General features: G+C 42.7%; 19 protein-coding genes. All 19 read left to right on the top strand.

Annotated elements, in window-relative coordinates:
• Positions 1 to 85 precede the first annotated feature (85 nt).
• Complete coding sequence (locus JCM10512_RS10150; RefSeq protein WP_148298362.1) at positions 86 to 2,038, top strand: hypothetical protein; 1,953 nt, start codon at positions 86 to 88, stop codon at positions 2,036 to 2,038.
• Complete coding sequence (locus tag JCM10512_RS10145; protein ID WP_044162688.1) at positions 1,993 to 2,751, top strand: hypothetical protein; 759 nt, start codon at positions 1,993 to 1,995, stop codon at positions 2,749 to 2,751. The genes JCM10512_RS10150 and JCM10512_RS10145 overlap by 46 nt, the downstream gene beginning before the upstream one ends.
• Before the next feature lie 544 nt (positions 2,752 to 3,295).
• Positions 3,296 to 4,552 (top strand): helix-turn-helix domain-containing protein, encoded by a 1,257-nt coding sequence (locus tag JCM10512_RS10140; protein WP_148298361.1) that lies wholly within the window; start codon positions 3,296 to 3,298, stop codon positions 4,550 to 4,552.
• Positions 4,545 to 5,651 (top strand): helix-turn-helix domain-containing protein, encoded by a 1,107-nt coding sequence (locus JCM10512_RS21360; RefSeq protein WP_052517177.1) that lies wholly within the window; start codon positions 4,545 to 4,547, stop codon positions 5,649 to 5,651. Before JCM10512_RS10140 ends, JCM10512_RS21360 begins: the two co-directional genes overlap by 8 nt.
• Before the next feature lie 192 nt (positions 5,652 to 5,843).
• Complete coding sequence (locus JCM10512_RS23815; protein ID WP_244437098.1) at positions 5,844 to 6,218, top strand: hypothetical protein; 375 nt, start codon at positions 5,844 to 5,846, stop codon at positions 6,216 to 6,218.
• A 34-nt stretch (positions 6,219 to 6,252) separates the two neighbouring features.
• Entirely contained in the window at positions 6,253 to 6,711 is a 459-nt protein-coding gene (locus JCM10512_RS23810) for a transposase (RefSeq protein WP_244437097.1), read from the top strand.
• 303 nt (positions 6,712 to 7,014) lie between these two features.
• Positions 7,015 to 7,530 carry a porin family protein gene (locus JCM10512_RS10125; protein WP_052517176.1) on the top strand — a complete coding sequence of 172 codons (516 nt, stop codon included), beginning with the start codon at positions 7,015 to 7,017 and terminating at the stop codon, positions 7,528 to 7,530.
• Positions 7,531 to 8,218: 688 nt separating this feature from the next.
• Positions 8,219 to 8,605, top strand: coding sequence for a hypothetical protein (locus tag JCM10512_RS10115; protein ID WP_044162771.1), 387 nt, complete (start codon positions 8,219 to 8,221; stop codon positions 8,603 to 8,605).
• Positions 8,606 to 8,802: 197 nt separating this feature from the next.
• Positions 8,803 to 9,384 carry a BACON domain-containing protein gene (locus JCM10512_RS10110; protein ID WP_158332205.1) on the top strand — a complete coding sequence of 194 codons (582 nt, stop codon included), beginning with the start codon at positions 8,803 to 8,805 and terminating at the stop codon, positions 9,382 to 9,384.
• A gap of 47 nt (positions 9,385 to 9,431) precedes the next feature.
• Positions 9,432 to 10,916, top strand: coding sequence for an Mfa1 family fimbria major subunit (locus tag JCM10512_RS10105; protein WP_044162769.1), 1,485 nt, complete (start codon positions 9,432 to 9,434; stop codon positions 10,914 to 10,916).
• Between the two features lie 18 nt (positions 10,917 to 10,934).
• Positions 10,935 to 11,144, top strand: a complete 210-nt coding sequence (locus JCM10512_RS22765) for a hypothetical protein (RefSeq protein ID WP_158332204.1) — start codon at positions 10,935 to 10,937, stop codon at positions 11,142 to 11,144.
• Positions 11,120 to 11,764, top strand: a complete 645-nt coding sequence (locus JCM10512_RS10100; protein ID WP_044162680.1) for a FimB/Mfa2 family fimbrial subunit — start codon at positions 11,120 to 11,122, stop codon at positions 11,762 to 11,764. The genes JCM10512_RS22765 and JCM10512_RS10100 overlap by 25 nt, the downstream gene beginning before the upstream one ends.
• A gap of 151 nt (positions 11,765 to 11,915) precedes the next feature.
• A complete protein-coding gene (locus JCM10512_RS10095; RefSeq protein WP_044162678.1) occupies positions 11,916 to 13,673 on the top strand; it encodes a hypothetical protein in 1,758 nt (585 codons plus the stop codon).
• A gap of 12 nt (positions 13,674 to 13,685) precedes the next feature.
• Positions 13,686 to 14,609, top strand: a complete 924-nt coding sequence (locus JCM10512_RS10090) for a fimbrial protein (protein WP_044162676.1) — start codon at positions 13,686 to 13,688, stop codon at positions 14,607 to 14,609.
• A 21-nt stretch (positions 14,610 to 14,630) separates the two neighbouring features.
• Positions 14,631 to 15,077, top strand: coding sequence for an META domain-containing protein (locus JCM10512_RS10085; protein WP_081741279.1), 447 nt, complete (start codon positions 14,631 to 14,633; stop codon positions 15,075 to 15,077).
• Between the two features lie 30 nt (positions 15,078 to 15,107).
• Entirely contained in the window at positions 15,108 to 15,386 is a 279-nt protein-coding gene (locus JCM10512_RS10080; protein ID WP_044162673.1) for a hypothetical protein, read from the top strand.
• Positions 15,365 to 16,291, top strand: coding sequence for a leucine-rich repeat domain-containing protein (locus JCM10512_RS10075; RefSeq protein WP_148298358.1), 927 nt, complete (start codon positions 15,365 to 15,367; stop codon positions 16,289 to 16,291). The genes JCM10512_RS10080 and JCM10512_RS10075 overlap by 22 nt, the downstream gene beginning before the upstream one ends.
• A gap of 11 nt (positions 16,292 to 16,302) precedes the next feature.
• Complete coding sequence (locus JCM10512_RS10070) at positions 16,303 to 16,635, top strand: leucine-rich repeat domain-containing protein (protein ID WP_044162670.1); 333 nt, start codon at positions 16,303 to 16,305, stop codon at positions 16,633 to 16,635.
• Positions 16,632 to 17,624, top strand: a complete 993-nt coding sequence (locus JCM10512_RS10065; RefSeq protein ID WP_044162667.1) for a hypothetical protein — start codon at positions 16,632 to 16,634, stop codon at positions 17,622 to 17,624. The genes JCM10512_RS10070 and JCM10512_RS10065 overlap by 4 nt, the downstream gene beginning before the upstream one ends.
• Positions 17,625 to 17,669: the final 45 nt, after the last annotated feature.

The raw sequence follows: 17,669 nt of genomic DNA, 5'->3' as shown, positions 1-17,669 counted from the left end.
AATTCTACGGTATGAACAATAAAACGGAAGGACAGAGTTATTCAAGTTGGAGTAAATAAATGCACAGTCTAAACAAACTTATTATATGAAAAGAATGTCTATCGAAAAAATTAAAATAAGGACAGCTACATGTCTGGCATTGGCAGTTCTGTTGTTGCTTCTCTTCACCGGATGCATGACCGATCAGCATGAGTCGGTCAGGAAGGGGGGAAGTGTATATATCACCTTGGCTCTGAACACAGGCAATACATCGGGAACTTCGGCTACCCGTGCCATGCCGGTTGCCGCGGACGAGGAAATCCGGAATGCATCCGTACTTGTTTTCAAGAAAGAGGCAGCTGATAGGGAAATCTTGGACTATCAGGCGGAAATCGTAGGAAATATATCGGGTTCCAATGGTGAGTTCTCGGCGATTGTGAAGTTGCAAAAATCGGTGGATAATGAGCAATATAGTCTGGTAGTGATTGCCAACAAAGGCAACGACATAGGCTACAACTATTATGGAAAAACGAAAGCTGAGCTACAGCAGGCGTTGGTGTTTGACTGTACCGACCGTTGGAAAGCTGCCTTGGACGGTAGCACTGATTATGATCCCATACCGATGTGGGGAGAGGTTGGTGCACAGGTCATCAATGAATCTATTTCTTTTGAAAATTCGAGCAAGGTAAATATGTTGCGTTCCCTTGCCCGTTTCGACGTGGGGCTGATGTTCGACAAGCAGGAAAATTCGGAAGTATTTCTGGGTCTGGCGGGGTATGAATTGCAAACAGTGCACCTTTACCGTAGCCGTGACAAAGCTTATGTTATCCCTGTGGAAGCCAATTATAGCGTAGCAGGCAAAGTTGCGACTGCCGCCAGTGTTCCGGCAACCGCCGGAACCAATCACTCGGCTGCGGTGGGTAGCGGTGACAACGGGTTTGTTTATACCGCTCAAAATTATGGCACTGAGATGGAAAAGAAATCCGTGAGGGAGATTTATGTGCCCGAAAATGCGTTGATCGATTTCGCGGATGCCACCAACATCGTTGTAGGAATCAAAAATTTAGCGACTGGGAATGTAGGCTACTACCGTATGGATGTGGATGCCGACAAGGACGGAACGAGGGAAAGTATCCTTCGCAACCATCACTATGTGTTTAGCGTGACTGCCGTTACGGGAAGTGGAATGCCTACGCCCGAAGAAGCGGAAAATGCAGCATCTTCTGATATTTCCTATGTGGTAACGCCGTGGGATGAAACAGTATCCAACGTGTGGGTGTCCGGAAATTACTATTTTAAAGTTTCCCAACGGACAGTGACTTTGCATGCCAATGGCAAGACCGATGTCACCGTGGAATATACGACCAACCTGCCTAAGGACAAGCTGGCATTCAACTGGGAGTCCGGTCCTGCCAGCATCATGTTGGATCCCGCTACTCCGGTCATCCCCGATCCTGTGGGGGGTGTCATTACCGGAACACTCACTTTCCATGCCATTGTCAACTACACGGGTAGCATCCTTATGAAGCAGTTGAAATTCACGGCAGGAGACATAGAAGGACATATCACCGCTAAACAGGCCTCAGTGAGAATGGACTATGGGATTAACTGTAGTTCAGTAAAAGTTCACGGCTCATATATGCTTGATTCCAATCCAGACCCTGATAAGAATTATATTACCCTCACCCTGACGGGCATTGTGGATGATATGGTTGGTGCAATCTGGGCTATTGAGACCAATACATCTCACGGCTTACATTTCAGCGGTACAGGGGAATTTACCATTAGTGAAGATGGTTCCATGGAAGTAACGCTCTATGCCGACCCTGCAAATAAAATAACACCTACAGGGGTGGCTGAGTTGATAATAAACAGCAATAGTACGGCGGGAGTAAGTTGTGGGGTGAATGTTATGATTGGCTACAAGTCAATGAGTATTTTGGGGACTTGTAACTTTAATGCTACGTATGGCTATGCTGCTGACAAGCACGGTCGAATGCATTCCTTAAAGAAGTGCGTAATTTCAGCGCTACAGGACGGGTACCCGTACAGGCAATAAATTACGAGTTCATTGATGGCGGTTTCGACATCGTTGGTAACGATAATAGCATTGGTAATGTAACGAGTCGCTTAAACAGTACAACACCACCTGATATTCTGATTATTGGGCATGCATTAGGCTTGAACAACAGTAATTTTAGGGCTGCTTTGAGGAGTTATGCCAATCGTGGCGGGGTGATTATCGCATTCGACGAATATCCCGACAACAATTGGGACACCTATCAGGCTATTTTCGATGACAATCTTAATGATGCGACGAATATCAGTTTAGGCGCTGCCGGTCAAAGCGACCGACTGCCTACTGGTTCCACCAATCCTATTGTAACGGGGATGATTAATGGACTGCGTCCTTTTGAAGATTGCTCAAATATGCAGTGGGGGTATGACGCTTCACTATGCGGTGGTATACGAATAAAGAGTGGTTCAGAAAGTCTTTTTGATGTTCTCAGCTCGCGTAACAATTGGGTTACCATGTGTATGTACAAGAAGAAAAATATTATTTGGGTCGGTGACGGAGGCTTTATTTCTTCCGGTGTAAATAGCGCAACCATCACTCCATTCCACACAGATTCGAATAATTATCCTCAAGCTTATAGTGGTTGGGCGAATGGTACCGCACGTAACGCACATATTTTTGCCAATATGATGTTTTGGGCAATACACCAAGCGGAATACAACGGTATCAATAGCGGAGGGTTAACCCCCTTGTAAGAGTTACACGCAAAAACTCAGAAGATAGTGAATCAATGAAGAAAGCGAGGAAGAGTAATACAAGAGAAAAACGTACAATCCTTATACATAAATGATGCTCTTCCGGACTATATTTTATAAGATGTACTACATTTTATAAATATGTTTAGGCATCATCCTACCCGTGAGGGCGGATGATGTGTTTTAATCAAGGCGGTAACAAGCCGGACGGTCTTGAAGTATAAAATGGATATCAAATAATTTAGTCTATACAATGTTTCGAAAATTATATAAATAATTCTCTATAGATAATATTGCTCAGATGCTGATACTGTGTCTAGATTTTCCGCTTGAAAATTGAATTATAGCCCATTTTAATAGCATGTGCTATACACTGGTGGAAGACGATGGTGGGTGGAGTTAGCGAAAGAGAATAATCTTATATTTAGTACGTTCTCAGATTGTATAAACTGGCAGGTACAAAATTCACAATAGTTAATAATAAATCTTCAACGTTTATGGCATGAGTTCGTTGCTTTTACAGTTCTTTTATTATATTTGCACCATGCAGATAGACTTAGTTACTTTCGTTAAGATTTTCCTGCTCAGTTTGCCTATCTTTGTGGCGATGGTGGGGTGTGTAATCGTGGGGCTTGCGTGGAGTAATAGCATAGATAGCCTTGGAAGGCGTATGCATAAGCGTTTGCTACTGTTTTTGCTTTTACTGATAGGTACATGGATAGGCAGGTTTGTTTATTTTTCTCATCCGAGTTTCTTTGCGGAATTTCCCTCCCTTCATGGTATTCCCACCTTGTGTCTTCCGATAACCATGTATGCATACATACGTCTGATGGTAAATGGATGGGCTGAAAAGTCGGCTTGGAGGCATTATATATTACCTCTCATTCTCGCGTTATTGCTGGCACCGTTCAGACAACCGGAGTTTGTACAAAGTGTGACGGGCATGGATGGGGTTTTGGGTATGCATCGGCTACATTTGGCTTTTTCGGCGGTATATTGCGGGCTGATCCTCGCTTTACTTCTCAGGGAATATAAGGAAAAACGGTTTTACCGAGGCGTTTATCTGATGCCTGTTGCCTGGCGGTGGTTGTTGATTTCCATCATTCTGGTTCGTTTTTTCAACTCTATAATTTTCCTCAGAAAAGGAAATAACTTGTTGCATGAAGGATTGTCTTTTTTTGTTATGAGCGCACTTCCCATTTCTTTGTTGCTCATGCTATTCCTGTATCATGTGGTGTGCAGAGACTTTTATTTCTTTTATCAAAGTGCAGAGATAGGCAGAAAAAACAGAGTGCAAAGAATGGCAAATGGGAAAGAAAATAGCATGGCATATATGGAAAGTGATTCTACGGATTTAGCTCAAAGTGGGAACTATATCAAATTGGGAATCTTTGATCGGTTGAAAACGAGTGGACAAGCCAATGATAAACATAGGATACAAATGAATATAAGGAGAAAGAACTCCCGGAAAGAGGCAGTGGGAGGACTTACTTGTCAGAAATTCGAGCGCTTCTTTTTCAAACACAAATGCTATCTTGATCCAGATTTGTCACTAACGGAACTTGCGAGGCAGCTTCAAACTAATCGTACTTATCTGTCGGCCTTTATCAACAGGGAATATGGGATGAACTTTAGCCAATATGTCAATTCCTGTCGGTTGAAAGAATTGGATTATTTGAAATCATTATCGAGGAATAAAAAAAAGAATATCCGCCAGCTTGTGGCAACAGTTGGTTTCGGAACGTATGAAGGTTATTTGAAGGCACGTAAAAAGGTGGAAGGAGAAAGTGGAAATGAGTGATATTTTGCGTATATTGGGCTACATGGAACCATTGCTAACGGCGTTGGTTTGCTTCTTTCTACTTTTGTTTTGTCGTCTGTTCCCTCTCAGGGAGGCTCTTCAGGATAAAAAGTTGTTGTGGATCATGATGGCTTATTACATAATACAGATTGTCAATTGGTTAAGTCCAATGTTGTACTTCTATTTTCCGGAGGCTTACGTATATGAAACGTTGCTGTATTCATTCAGCTTGTTGCTATCCCCGGTGGTCTTTTATCATCTGCTATATTTGATTACGGGTGTAGGTTCATCCAAACCTTATTCTGTATTCCATTATATACTTCCATGTGCATTGGCGGGACTATTTGCCTTATGGTCGCTTGCCCAGCCATATGAAGTGCGTCTTGCTTTAGCTGTGTCAAGGGGAGCTGTACAAGAGGGATATGAAGCGTTTTCTATACTGTACGGTCAGCGTTTGAGCATACGCGAGTTGTATACCATGTTTTATGTGGCGTTATGTGTCCGTCGGATTCTGAACTATCGGAAAGCGGTGGTGGAATATTCAGCCGACAAATCGCGCACTTCTTTGCGATGGCTGAGAGTATTCCTTTTTCTTGCAGTGCTTCCCATTTTGTCCCATGTGAGTACTTTATATCTTTCCGAACGGGAGGTGATGGACTCGTCATTCCTGTTGTTTATGAGACTGGTGTATATGTTGCAATATTCCATATTGTGTTACAATATCTTGGTGGGCAATTATGTTGTAATTAGTGTTAAAGAACGGAGAATAGCAAAGTTCGGTCGTTTGGATAAGGATACTTTTGAATCTTATATGTGTATAGAAAAGCCTTATCTAGATTTCGCATTAAAGATTACCGACCTCATCCTACCACTGATGACTAACCGCTCTTATCTGTCGGCCTTTATCAATAAGGAGTATGGCATGAACTTCAGCCGGTATATCAATACGTTGCGGTTGAATGAACTCAAACGCTTGCAAGCTGATCCTGAATATCACGACTTCAGCGAAAAGGAACTGGTACTGAAAGTGGGGTTCAGCACTTATGCTGGCTACCGTAGTTTTATCAGTTCGGAACAGAGAATCCATAAGAGGGCGTGAAGTTATATCTTATGCGAATCAGTAGTTGAAATCACATGCTGAATCAGTTCGTTAAAATGTTGTTACTCAGTTAATTATCTCATCGAAACATTTCCACATCTCCTTGAAAATCAGTATATTAGAAGAATAAAACCATTCATTTTTCTAATTATGATTCCCAAGGAGAAAGAATTAAAACTTATAAAAATATATATGTATATCTGCGATATTTACGAGTCTTCACTGAAGTTCTACTGCCAGAGATTCAGTAATAATGCAAATCCAACCTTTACGGATCAGGAACTGCTTACTGCTTATCTATTTTGCGGAGCCTATCAGCGATACTTCAGTATCAAAGAGATACATACGTTCACACAGGAATATTTGCTCTCATGGTTTCCTAAACTGCCTTCTTATCAGACGTTCAATTATCGATTGAACCTGATGAGCGAAGCCATTAGCCACCTTGTAGAGCACCTTATTACCTCCTTTAAACCAGCTGATTGTGATACTACGACATCCATTATTGATTCTATGCCCATTATCACTTGTGCAGGGAAGAATAAAACAGGGAAAGTGGCTAACTGAGATTGCCACCAAAGGATACTGCTCTACAAAGAACATGTATTACTTTGGACTCAAACTCCATGCGTTAGCTTTTAGAAGAAAAGGAACACTACCATTCCCTGAAATGCTAATGCTATCATCTGCGGACCAAAACGATTTGACCGTACTCAAAACAGAAGTAGTAGATAGCCTAACGGGTAGGAATATCTTTGCAGACAAAATCTACTCAGATTTTCCATATTGGACAGAGAAACAGAAGAACCAAGGAGTATGTATGCTAACTCCAGTCAAAGCAATCAAAGGCGAAGAGCCTGTAATTACCCAAAGAGAAAAAGCAGCCAGAGACCTGTTCTCAACCGCAGTATCCAAAATCAGACAACCCATAGAGTCATTATTCAACTGGATTAATGAGAAAACAAATATTCAAAGAGCGATCAAAATCAGGTCAACACCTGGACTTTTAATACATACGATGGGGAAAATAGCCATCGCATTTATTTATCTAATTTTTTAAAACAACAGAATCAGAGGTCAACTACTGATTCGCATATCTTATTAACTTTACATGGAGGATGCGGTGTTTTCAGATTAATTCGGTGGGGTATCATGCGCGGGTAGGCTTCTATGGGAAGCGTTTTTTTTAGTGTTATATCTCTTCTAATAATCTTATATTCTGTACATTGTCAGATCGTACATGCGGATAAACGTAAAATTTACGATAATACTCTCCTTCTATTGTACAATAATTCACTGCGAAATTTGTTAAATCGACTATTATTGCAGTGAAATTATTAAACAATAAAAAAATGTATGTAGTATGAAACGCAAATTAGTTTTTATTTTTTTTACTTTATTGACTGTTATGGCTTCTGCTCAAGTAACTTGGAATGCAAAAGTTGGATTGAATCTGAGTAATTTTACGGGAAAAGATACTGGAGATGCCAAGTTTAAACTTGGTTATCGTATGGGTGTGGGTTTGGACTATGCTTTTAATGAAACATGGTCTCTGCAGCCCTCCTTATTACTTTCTGCCAAAGGGGCGAAATTCGATTTTGGTGATAGTGACCAAACACTTACTGCCGCATATCTGGAACTACCGGTTTACGTAGCGGGGCATTGGGCTCTGTCGGACAAATTTAGTTTAGTAGCCAATGCCGGACCCTATGTAGCCTATGGTCTGTTTGGAAAAAATAAGATGAGTGAAGGTGGGATAACTGTAAGTTCCAATACTTTCGGAGATGGAGGTCTTAACCGTCTGGATGCCGGAGTTGGTCTGGGAGTAGGGCTAGATTTCGGTAAGTTCATAATAGGACTTGAATATCAACAAGGTTGATAAATGTGATGGATGATGTGAAAGCCAAGAATATGAACATTTCCTTAGGTGCTACCTATAAATTTTAGACCGCTAGCTTTAAGATAAGAATGGCTCGGAAGTTTACAAGTAAGCAAACTATACATATGATTATTTTTGATATGAAAGACACATTTTTGGACGAGCCTTGCATAGGGTAGGTACAAATCTCATGCCAGACCTAGCTCCCTCCCTGTGGGGATTAGCTAAACTGTTTCAAGCTTCTGTAGGGGAAGGGTGGATAGGTATTGCTTCTGAAGTATTGAATACACTAGGTGAAAGGATAGAATACCTTTTGTACACGGACAACATTTCCGATTTAGTTTCATAATCATTCATTCGTAAAAGGATGTCTCGGTGAGTCTCTCTTTTAAAAAACTAAGGAGCAATTTTTCATAAGCATGTAGAGGAGTAACAGGTAGGCTTCGGTTCGTGAGGATAGAAGCCTTTTATACTTTGAATAACGTCCTCTACCCTACATTAGCAATAAGAATTCAAGTATCTCTCTCTTTGACGATTGCACAGGTCGTAATTATACGATATTAGCGCAATATTTCATCTGTCCGGTCTATGTTTGCAATAAATTCCTCTTTGTAGGATGTACCTTTGTCTATTATTATGTTTTAGGTACGGTCTTTTAATATTATACAAATATACAAAAATGTTGGAAATGAAAGAAAAATGGATACACATTGCAGTTGTAATAACAGGCATTGTTTTGACCGTTTTGATTTATTTATTCTTAGCGAAGTCATTCTACAATGGAATTACTATGTTTGATGAGCCGGGAGATTATATTGAAGGGAACCGATTTAAGGTTTTTCAAGTAATAGATTTTGGAGTTACACTCGCTAGTGGCGAAAGGAAAAATAGAGAAGGCGATTATTCTCTTTTTCTTGGTCCTGTTGTGCTATTTGTTAATAATGATGGGAGATTATATTATGATGATGAAATAATTGAAATTCCACTAGGTAAGCGTGCGAGGCAAATTGGAATATATAAATATGAAACAGAGCGGGGCTATAAAACTGTCCCTGTTGTTAGTATTCTGGAATAGAATTGTTGCATGAAATTAAGTATATTCAAGCTGTGTCTTTCTATATCTTTGTAAATGTATTGAATATCAGTAATATAAAAAAGAGGGTCTGACTGTTTTCTGCGTTTGAGGGATGACTATTTAACGAGCGTTATGTGGATAATTTTAATACTAATAAAGATATGATTATGAGAAACATTTCTATCCTGATACTTGTAGTGACGATACTGTGGGGTGGTTGCGCGAAAGACGAACTTTCTCCCGAATTATCGGTAGTCTTGGTTGAAAATGCCGATGAAAACTACTCTATTACTGTAACAAGTAACATCGCATGGGTTGCTACTGAGGATGCCGCATGGTTCACCCTTAACCCTACCTCTGACACAGGTAACTGTACAATTGTCGTTTCCGTCGAGGAAAACACCACGACAGCGCGCGAGGCGACAATCACCGTTAAGGGCGGCACGCTTACCGAAACCGTAACCATTCAAGCAGCAGCAATTTCCGAACCGCACGAAATTTTAGAATTTACGTGTACGCCTACTTATAGCAACGTGTCACTCCGAGCCACGGCGAAAAGTATCCTTGTTGATTGGGGCGACGGCTCAGAAAAGGAATATACTAATCTTAACGGTACTTTTTTCTCGTTTACACATGCCTATGTAAATAATGCCGTACGCCAAAAACTCATCAGGCAATATGAAGGCGGAAGGCCTATACTTAACTTGTTATGCGAGATCCATCCAACTCTACGTATTTGCCATATCGAATCAGCTATACGATACCGGAGTTTTGGATAAACAATAAAATGAATTATAATGCAGTAACCAATTTAACTTTTTTAGTTATGAAACAGAATGTATGCCATTTTTTGATCACGCTCTCCTTGATACTCGGGATAAGCGCTTGCAGTGATAACGACAATTCGTCGTTGGAAGAAACCGCACAAGGTATAACTTATATGGGTATAACTCTGTCTCTTCCCGCACAGATAAGGACAAGGGCAGTTGAAGATCAGGACTATAATTCGGTCGGCGAATATTCCGGTGTTACAGAAATTAAAACACTGGATATCTACCTTCTCTCCTCAGACGGCAACAACCTGCTGGAAAACCGTAGGTTTACCTCCGGCGAATACAGTTTTAGTTCTAATGCTGACGGCAGTGATGCAATAAGGATTACTACGCCATTTAAAACCACACCTGGAAATAAACGAATGATTGTTATCATTAACAGTCCCGAGGCGTTGTTACCATCGGCTCCTTCGGTTGATTACCTCTATTCTTTGTCAACCTCTCTTCCTTTGTCTCAAATAGCACAGGTCGATTACGGTAAATCAACGACTACTTCGAATGGGGTGGCAATATATGCCGATGTCCTGACATTAAGCGGTAGCAGTGAAGTCTTTTCCATTGAAGATGGAGTGACTGCTCAGGAAGTGACATCCAACGGGAAAAATTTGGTGACCCTTGATGTGACTAGGATACCGTCACGTGCCATTGTCACAAGCTCTGCTCCTGTCGATGTGACAAACACGAACGGAGTGAAACTGGGACTTATTTCAGACGTTACATATTCCGTGGCCCAAGGGGCAAATGCTGTATATCTGTTTCCACAAACCAATACGAATGGAACGACTAAGACATGGGGATACGATTATGTACCGGGCCCCGAAGTACTTTACACAACGACCGCAAGCAAATATTATGATTATTCCGATTTGTCCAACCTGACGGATGCCGTACCGGCCAAGCCAAGCAATGGAAGCCAGATCACCCTTCCAGGTAAGTTCCTGTTGGAAAGCACGCACAAGAGTGCTGCGGATCTCTCTTCCACTATGTACAGAAAAGGAAACACTGCATACATCCTGATACGAGCTGTCTTCACTCCTGATCCCGCCCAGATAGCGGATGGCGGTACCTTGACCGACGGAACTTTCTATATAGGGGGTACGGATGGGAAGATATATTCCAGTATAGAAAACGCACAGGATTACAATATTGGTATACAAAACCAACCTGTAGCCACTTATACAAACGGAAAAGTATTATACTTCATCTGGTTGAATCCTGATAATATACAGAAGCCCATCAATTCTCCCGTAGTCCGGAATAATATCTATCACGTGAACATTAATTCTTTTAAAAGTATCGGCGTGAATTGGAATCCACTCGTTCCGAGAGGTCCTTCTAATCCCAATCCAAGACCAACAGGACCAGAACCTGAAAATCCGATCAAACCAACCGACCCATTAAGTACAACAGATACTTATATGTCTGTTGACATTACGGTATTGAACTGGCATGTGCACACATACGATATTGATTTATAATAAATTGAATATACGGACATGCAGTGGATGAAAGATAGCGGACAAAAGCCAAATTATGAACGGAAGATACTCCCGGTTGTTCGATTATTCTCCGTATTTTTCCTGCTCTGTGGGATCGGTAGTTGTATTTATGACAATACAGACGACTGCCCGCAAGGCATCCATGTGCGTTTTTATTCCAAGCTCCGTGTAGTCCTGACACGTTGCGCCCACAACCCAACGGGTTAGAACTCTATGTTTTTGACCGTTCCGGTACATTGGTTTCTTATTGTAAAGCTGGTACTACGGAAATAGAGCAGCAGCATGTGAAGGCATTAAGTGCTGAAAACGGACTTTTTACTGTAGTGATATGGGGAGGGATGGACAATACCAATATCAGTCTCGAGACTCCTGTACCATATATTACCACCAAAGGAGACTTATTGTTCAGGTTGCAACAGGCTACCCAAACAACTGCTATCTTAACGGGGAAAAGAATCTATTTCGGTGAAAGCCCGGCAGTATACCTGCCGGATCCATCGGAATACGGTTCTGTCTTCGAAACGGCTTACGTCAATCTGCAGGAGGTTACAAACCGAGTGAAAGTAGAGGTGGAGGGACTTGCACGTCAGGATGATTATGAGATCACGATTGAGTCTGCCAATGGAGCGATGAATGTTGGAGGTTTCATAGGCGCAGGTGGAGAAACGATATACGGTTCATCACCTGCCTTTGACGATGACGGTGTTCTACAAGCAGAATTTACCATATTGAAATTGATACCTGGCTACCATACTTCGCTAGTCATTAAAGATAAGCAAGAGGGTAGAGAACTGTATCGTGGTGATTTACTGGGTACCTCCTATTGAAGAATCCAGAAATAAATCCTGAATGTGACCACGATTATGTAATCCGTTTTACCCTGGCTGACCAGTGTAAGTGTGGTACCTATATGATAATGAAAATTTGGGTAAATAATTGGTTAGTGCATAGTTATTCAACCGATTTATAAAAAAAAATATGGAACAGTTGAGAACTGCAATATATTTTCTGACATATGCTTGGATAATCCTATTGGCTAGCTGTGATCGGAATAAGGAATCTGAAGCTACCGATAGTGGCGGGTACATCAATTTACAACTAAGGACTTCTTCCACTGGGATTAATGAAGATGTGCTTAGAGGTGAAGACCGGGTTACTGAGGTTCGGATGATGGCATTTGATGTAAAGGGAGGTGTCGTTTACAACGCTATGCTAAACTTTCCCAATGGATTAAGTCAAAAGTGTGAAGCCGTCAAGTTCCCCCCTGGAATATACGATTTCCATTTTATCGCTAATGAGTCCGTCTATCCAGGGTTGACATCTGCACTGGCAGCAGTGAGCCAAGCAATACAGCTACAAAGCGATCCTATTCTTAATGCTTTGCAATATGATCCAGACTTTCATCCGGATGCCTCCACAGTTCTAGGGCGATTTTTGATGTCCGCCAGCTATAAAGGAATCCGAGTCTTTTCGGGTGGAACACAGGATGATCCGCAGCTGCTTTTACTTCCTACAGCAGAAGTGGAACTAATCCGGTCGCTGGCTAAAGTAGAAGTTGTTTTCAGGAAAAAGACTGCAGGAAGTACTATTCCTGCAGAAAAATATATTCTTTCGGTGCAGGCACGCAACACTGCGGCAAACAGTTCCGTACCGGCAGTCGACCGTTATTATACCGGTCCCGTTTCCACGTCAAATAATGTAAATCCTTCCGGACTCAATTACAGTAATGATTCTATTGGTACGATTACTTTCTATGTTCCAGAGTTTCTGAATAAAAAGGGGGGGACGGTTTATACCGAATTATGCATCAACAATCGGTCATTCCCAATACTGACGGACCAAGCAAGAGTTGGGCTCACTGATCAGAGGCGAAATATGCCCCTTCTGTCGGATAGCAGTGTGGTGAGGAACTACCATTACATGATCAATGCTTATATAGATAGTCAAGGTGATATATTTCTAAAAACGGGAGTGGAACCATGGACTAAATCTTCCTATACCTATATGTTTCAGGATCCGGGTCAGGGAATAGTGATTCCTCCTATACTGCCTACAGATTCAAGCGTGGTGGTTCCCACATCCTGTGGAAAGATCGAGATACGTTCCAGCAATGAATATTTGCAACAAGGTCTTCAAGGCGCTTACGGGGATGTGGTCAACTGGTGGGATCCGAATGTTCAGGGACCGAATATAATCAAGGGAAAGACCCCATACTATTGTGAAAAGAAATACGGGAAAGAATGGAGGATTATAGAATCCTGCGAGATGATGTCTTTTTTATCCCTTTTCGACCAGACTTACCGCATTTGGCAATCCAATACATGGCAAGGAATCAATTCCGGTTTGTCTCTATATCCGGTGGCTTTCCGCCGACAGGCACAGGAACTTCTGGAGAAACTTACGGGCACAGACTTGTCGGGCTATGAACCTTCGGAAATATACGGAGGGGATACGTCCGGAGGAGTTAAACTGGGAATTCTTGACCAGTTTTTCACCCCGGGTGATATTGTGGTGACCACGCGTCAGTTTCCTAATGGATGGCCTTATCCTGCTCCTCCGTTCACAGGCATAGAAGACTGGTACCCCATGGAGGTTGTGCATCAAGTGAAGGGTTACTGGTACAGCGGTTACCTGAACTATAGCGATCCGGACAATTATGATCGGGTATTGTACCAGGAGTTTCAACGTTACAGCTTCTCCTCCACGGTTACACGCTGCGTGAGGAGCGTGGAATAAACAGTTTTTCCTATGAAGAAGTATCTGATATTATTTCTGGCAGTCGTAATTTTTATTTGCTGCAAGGATGACGACGGTAATCCGGCTGAAGGACATGAAACGGTCTACATCAGATTTACGCCGGAGGAGATTACCCGGGCGGGAACAAGTGAAGACGACTTGGCCGAAGAATACGAAATCAGGAATCTCAGCATATTCTTGACCGAAGTGGGTTCAAATCTCATTACCGACCGGTTTGTCCATCAAGCTTTTTCGTCCGTAGATCCTGCAACGGCCATGAACTACAAGCAGGTGGCCTTGCCGCTGAATCCTTCCAAATCAGGCAGGAAGGATGTATATGTGGTAGCCAATTGTGGGGATATTGCCGCCCTGAATGCCGTCGCAAATCTTTCCGGGCTCAAGGCGTTGCGGACACCACAGGCTACTGCAGTTGCCGGCCTGTCTATTGCAGAGGGATTACCTATGTATGGTGAATCGAATGATATGAATCTGGAGGCAACCTCGGTCAGAAGTTCGGCGCTCGTCATGCTCAAACGCACTTGTGCCAAATTACGGATCACTCTGGCTTTTACTGACACTTCGTGGGTGGGTGGGGGAAACGCATATACCATTGAAAACGCAGCACCATATACATCCTATGTTCAGGGCTATATTCCTGCTTTCACGTCCATCGATATGGTCTCATATCCCCGTATCGCTTTTGCACAAGCGAATGCACAAGAGTTTGAAAGCGTAGCCTATATATACGAGTCATCTTCGGCCCCGCACATACATATCTATACCGAACTGGGGGGGGAGGTAAAGGATTATGCTGTAAACACCGGACTTCCCTTACCCGTACGGAACAATCTGTACGACATTCGGATAGAGATTTATTCGCCGGAGGGTGCCGGGACACGTTCGTCAGCTTTTTTATTTTCCATATTTATTGATTAACTAAATAAACAAATTAAAACAATGAAGAAAATTTTATTTATTTCAGGCATGATCACCGTTACATTGATATGCTCATGCTCAACGGTGAAACAGTACGAGAAGCAGGCAAGCATCGAAACTGCTGAATGGAGCCTGATTTCCGTGAAAAACGTTGTAAGTGACAAGGAACTTGTACCGACAGACGGCTTTCCGGTCACAATGAAAATAGTCGGGGATAAAGTATCCGGCGTTAGCGGATGCAACAATTACAACGGTATGGTGACAGTTGATAAAAAGACCATAAAATTTGAAAGAATGATTTCCACAAAAAAATACTGTATGCAAGGAATGGATGTGGAGAATGCTGTTTTAAAAGTTTTTGCATCTGCCGATGGCTATGAACTAGAAGCCGATCGGTTGACGTTGAAACATGGATCGGAAGTGTTGGCGACCTTTGAAGCACTCTCTGGCAAAAAACAAGTAGAATAATACGGTAAACACAAATAAAGCTTAGAAATAATGAAACAGTTTTTTGTATATTCTGCTCTGCTTTTTCGTTTTTTTATCACCTTGACTCTTGCGGTGGCTTATTGTGGTGATATATGTTGCCAAAGTGCTCCTTTGGAACTTAAACTGGTACCGAAAGATGAAAAAGCAGGAGTCAGAGATACTAAGCATTTTGAATTTTCCGTTAAGAATGTATCGGACCAGGAGGTTACAGTTATCGTTCCTTATGACACGGAACCCTATTGGGGCGGCTATAAAGCCTATGGTTTGTGTCGCAGAATGGGGTGGTGAAACCGCCCGTTTCCAATTCACCGCCCATGGTCTCGGAAAGTCCACAAAAGAAAGGACTTGTCAAACTGAAACCCGGTGAAAGCGTTAGGGTTATAGGGGGTAGCGTGGAAACGCCTCGGTTCGGTGTGTATAAGCTGTGGGGCGTATTTGTACAGGATCCGGAAACTCTCATTGAAGGATACCGGAAGAAGCTTGGGAAAATGGTTGAGGGATTTCGGGTATGCGAATTAATCTCGGATACCCTTACATATAGTTATCTTCCTTCTTGTAATCCGTTGGAAAAGGAGCCGGACTATAAGGACTTGACTGTGATACGGAAATTAAATTCTTCTACCACGGCTGAAGACTATCGCTACTATGGCTTTTACAATTATACTAGTAGCTTCTCTACCGATTTCACCCATTTGGTGCGCCTGGAGATCACGTCTAAAGATAATATGGAGGAAATTACCGCCAGCGTCCGTGATATGAAAAATTTAAGAGACTTGAAGTTGACTTTGGCATCCGGCGACATCATTCCTTCTTTCGTAAAGGATCTCTCCGGCTTAATTTCGCTGAGTATTACCGTCATGGACAACCAACAGAAAAAAGTCCCGCTCAAGGGGTTGGATGAACTGGCTGCATTGTCTGCTTTGCAACATCTAGAGTTGCGGAATACATTCATTGCCGAGTGTCCCAAATGGATAAAGAAAAGCCCGTCCTTGTGTAGTCTGACCTTGCTGAATGCTTTTATAGCACACCCGGTGCTGAGTGGTATTTCCAAACTTGAACAGTTGTCTGTGAACGTGCTAGATGTGAGCGCCGGCAACAGTCCTGCGGTTCTTGCGGATCTCGGTAACCTGACAGGGCTGAAGGAGCTCTCACTGATTAATTATGAATCCGGCTTCCCGCCAATCTTCCGGTAAAACTAAAGCAGTTGGAAAAGTTGACTGTGAGAGCGGCCCGGGTGGAATTTGTACCCGCACTGGCTGGGTGGACCAGCCTGAAAGAACTGAACATTTCTCTTCCGGACAAGCCTATGGGAGCTTATCCGGAAGGAATGGAAACGCTTGTCCACCTCAAAAAAATGGAGTTGACTGGATGTTTCAACAACATAGAGTTTCCTGAACTGTCAGGTTGTAAAAAACTCGAATTTGTCAGGATTACCGACCGTAGCATGAATAGGGTCCCGGCAAATATGGAAGCGCTCCGTTCAAGGGTTGCCGACTTTAAACTTATTGCACCCTATCTAATCAAGCCCTCGGAATGAACATTTACCGGCTAATAGTGACAGGAGCTATCGTTTGCTTTGCTGTGCTTCCTTGTGTGAAGGCACAGCAAGGTAAAACGACAAACAGACTGATACAGTCTGCCGTGGATGCCCTGTTGGCCTTCATCCAACTGGATGATTCCTCTGGTACGCCCTATGTCGTAAAGCTCGAAACGCTCTATGATAACGACGGTTTGATTGGTGCGCAACGTTTTTCTGCAGATCCGACACTGAAGAATATCAGGGAATTGAAGGTCTCATTCCCTGCTGGCGCTGCAGTTTCCATTACCTATAATGCACGCCGTTATGATTTCTTCGGAGCGAACGGAAGGGTTACCGGTATGGATTACAAGGATGGCGGGCCAATGACCGTCACTGTCCGCTTTGAGAACGGTGCGGATGGAAGGGTAAACGCTGTCTTACTGCCCGGAACGGGAGACGGAGATAAAATGACTATCAGGAGAGTGGAACTGAACTACGATGGACAAGGCCGGATTGTTCTCGAGAAAGAGTTTAAGCCGGACTTGTCCACAGACGGAAAAGCTAATTCGTCCACTTTATGCCGGGAGCGTGCAATACGTTACTTGGAAGCAGGTAAAGTGGAAATTATGTGTACGTACCGCCTTGATGGAAGTATGACCGTGATGTACATGGAAAAAACAGGTGAAAACAGTTATAGGAAGGTCATCGGTGGAACCGTACAAGGCTACCAATACGATGATAACGGCAAATTGACGGGAGAGAGCTATATCACAGCTGCTGGGGACGGGTGGGAAAAGTTGACCGGATACGACGATGCGGACAAAATCAGCGAGGATTATCGGCTTATCCGTAACGGTTCTGTCACGGCGCGCACCGTTACTTTGTTCTTGCCCGAGGGAAACCTCAAGCAGTATTATGACGGTGATGGTCTGGGGATTATTAAAGAAGAGCTAAATTTTAAGACCCGCCGCAAAGTAAACGGAGAATGGACTATATGGAAATATTAAAAAAACAATAAGCATCAATGTGTATATTTAATAGTTCGGCCCTTT

The sequence above is a fragment of the Bacteroides reticulotermitis JCM 10512 genome (assembly GCF_000517545.1).
In the GTDB taxonomy this organism is placed as follows: Bacteria; Bacteroidota; Bacteroidia; order Bacteroidales; family Bacteroidaceae; genus Bacteroides; species Bacteroides reticulotermitis.
Note: the sequence above shows the minus strand (reverse complement) of the source record. Positions and strands in the feature narration are given on the sequence as shown.

Bases quoted from the DNA above. Each gene is read 5' to 3' on its own strand.
- JCM10512_RS10150 (WP_148298362.1), top strand. From the start codon at position 86: ATGAAAAGAATGTCTATCGAAAAAATTAAAATAAGGACAGCTACATGT.
- JCM10512_RS10140 (WP_148298361.1), top strand. From the start codon at position 3,296: ATGCAGATAGACTTAGTTACTTTCGTTAAGATTTTCCTGCTCAGTTTG.
- JCM10512_RS21360 (WP_052517177.1), top strand. From the start codon at position 4,545: ATGAGTGATATTTTGCGTATATTGGGCTACATGGAACCATTGCTAACG.
- JCM10512_RS23815 (WP_244437098.1), top strand. From the start codon at position 5,844: ATGTATATCTGCGATATTTACGAGTCTTCACTGAAGTTCTACTGCCAG.
- JCM10512_RS23810 (WP_244437097.1), top strand. From the start codon at position 6,253: ATGTATTACTTTGGACTCAAACTCCATGCGTTAGCTTTTAGAAGAAAA.
- JCM10512_RS10125 (WP_052517176.1), top strand. From the start codon at position 7,015: ATGAAACGCAAATTAGTTTTTATTTTTTTTACTTTATTGACTGTTATG.
- JCM10512_RS10115 (WP_044162771.1), top strand. From the start codon at position 8,219: ATGAAAGAAAAATGGATACACATTGCAGTTGTAATAACAGGCATTGTT.
- JCM10512_RS10105 (WP_044162769.1), top strand. From the start codon at position 9,432: ATGAAACAGAATGTATGCCATTTTTTGATCACGCTCTCCTTGATACTC.
- JCM10512_RS22765 (WP_158332204.1), top strand. From the start codon at position 10,935: ATGCAGTGGATGAAAGATAGCGGACAAAAGCCAAATTATGAACGGAAG.
- JCM10512_RS10095 (WP_044162678.1), top strand. From the start codon at position 11,916: ATGGAACAGTTGAGAACTGCAATATATTTTCTGACATATGCTTGGATA.
- JCM10512_RS10090 (WP_044162676.1), top strand. From the start codon at position 13,686: ATGAAGAAGTATCTGATATTATTTCTGGCAGTCGTAATTTTTATTTGC.
- JCM10512_RS10085 (WP_081741279.1), top strand. From the start codon at position 14,631: ATGAAGAAAATTTTATTTATTTCAGGCATGATCACCGTTACATTGATA.
- JCM10512_RS10080 (WP_044162673.1), top strand. From the start codon at position 15,108: ATGAAACAGTTTTTTGTATATTCTGCTCTGCTTTTTCGTTTTTTTATC.
- JCM10512_RS10065 (WP_044162667.1), top strand. From the start codon at position 16,632: ATGAACATTTACCGGCTAATAGTGACAGGAGCTATCGTTTGCTTTGCT.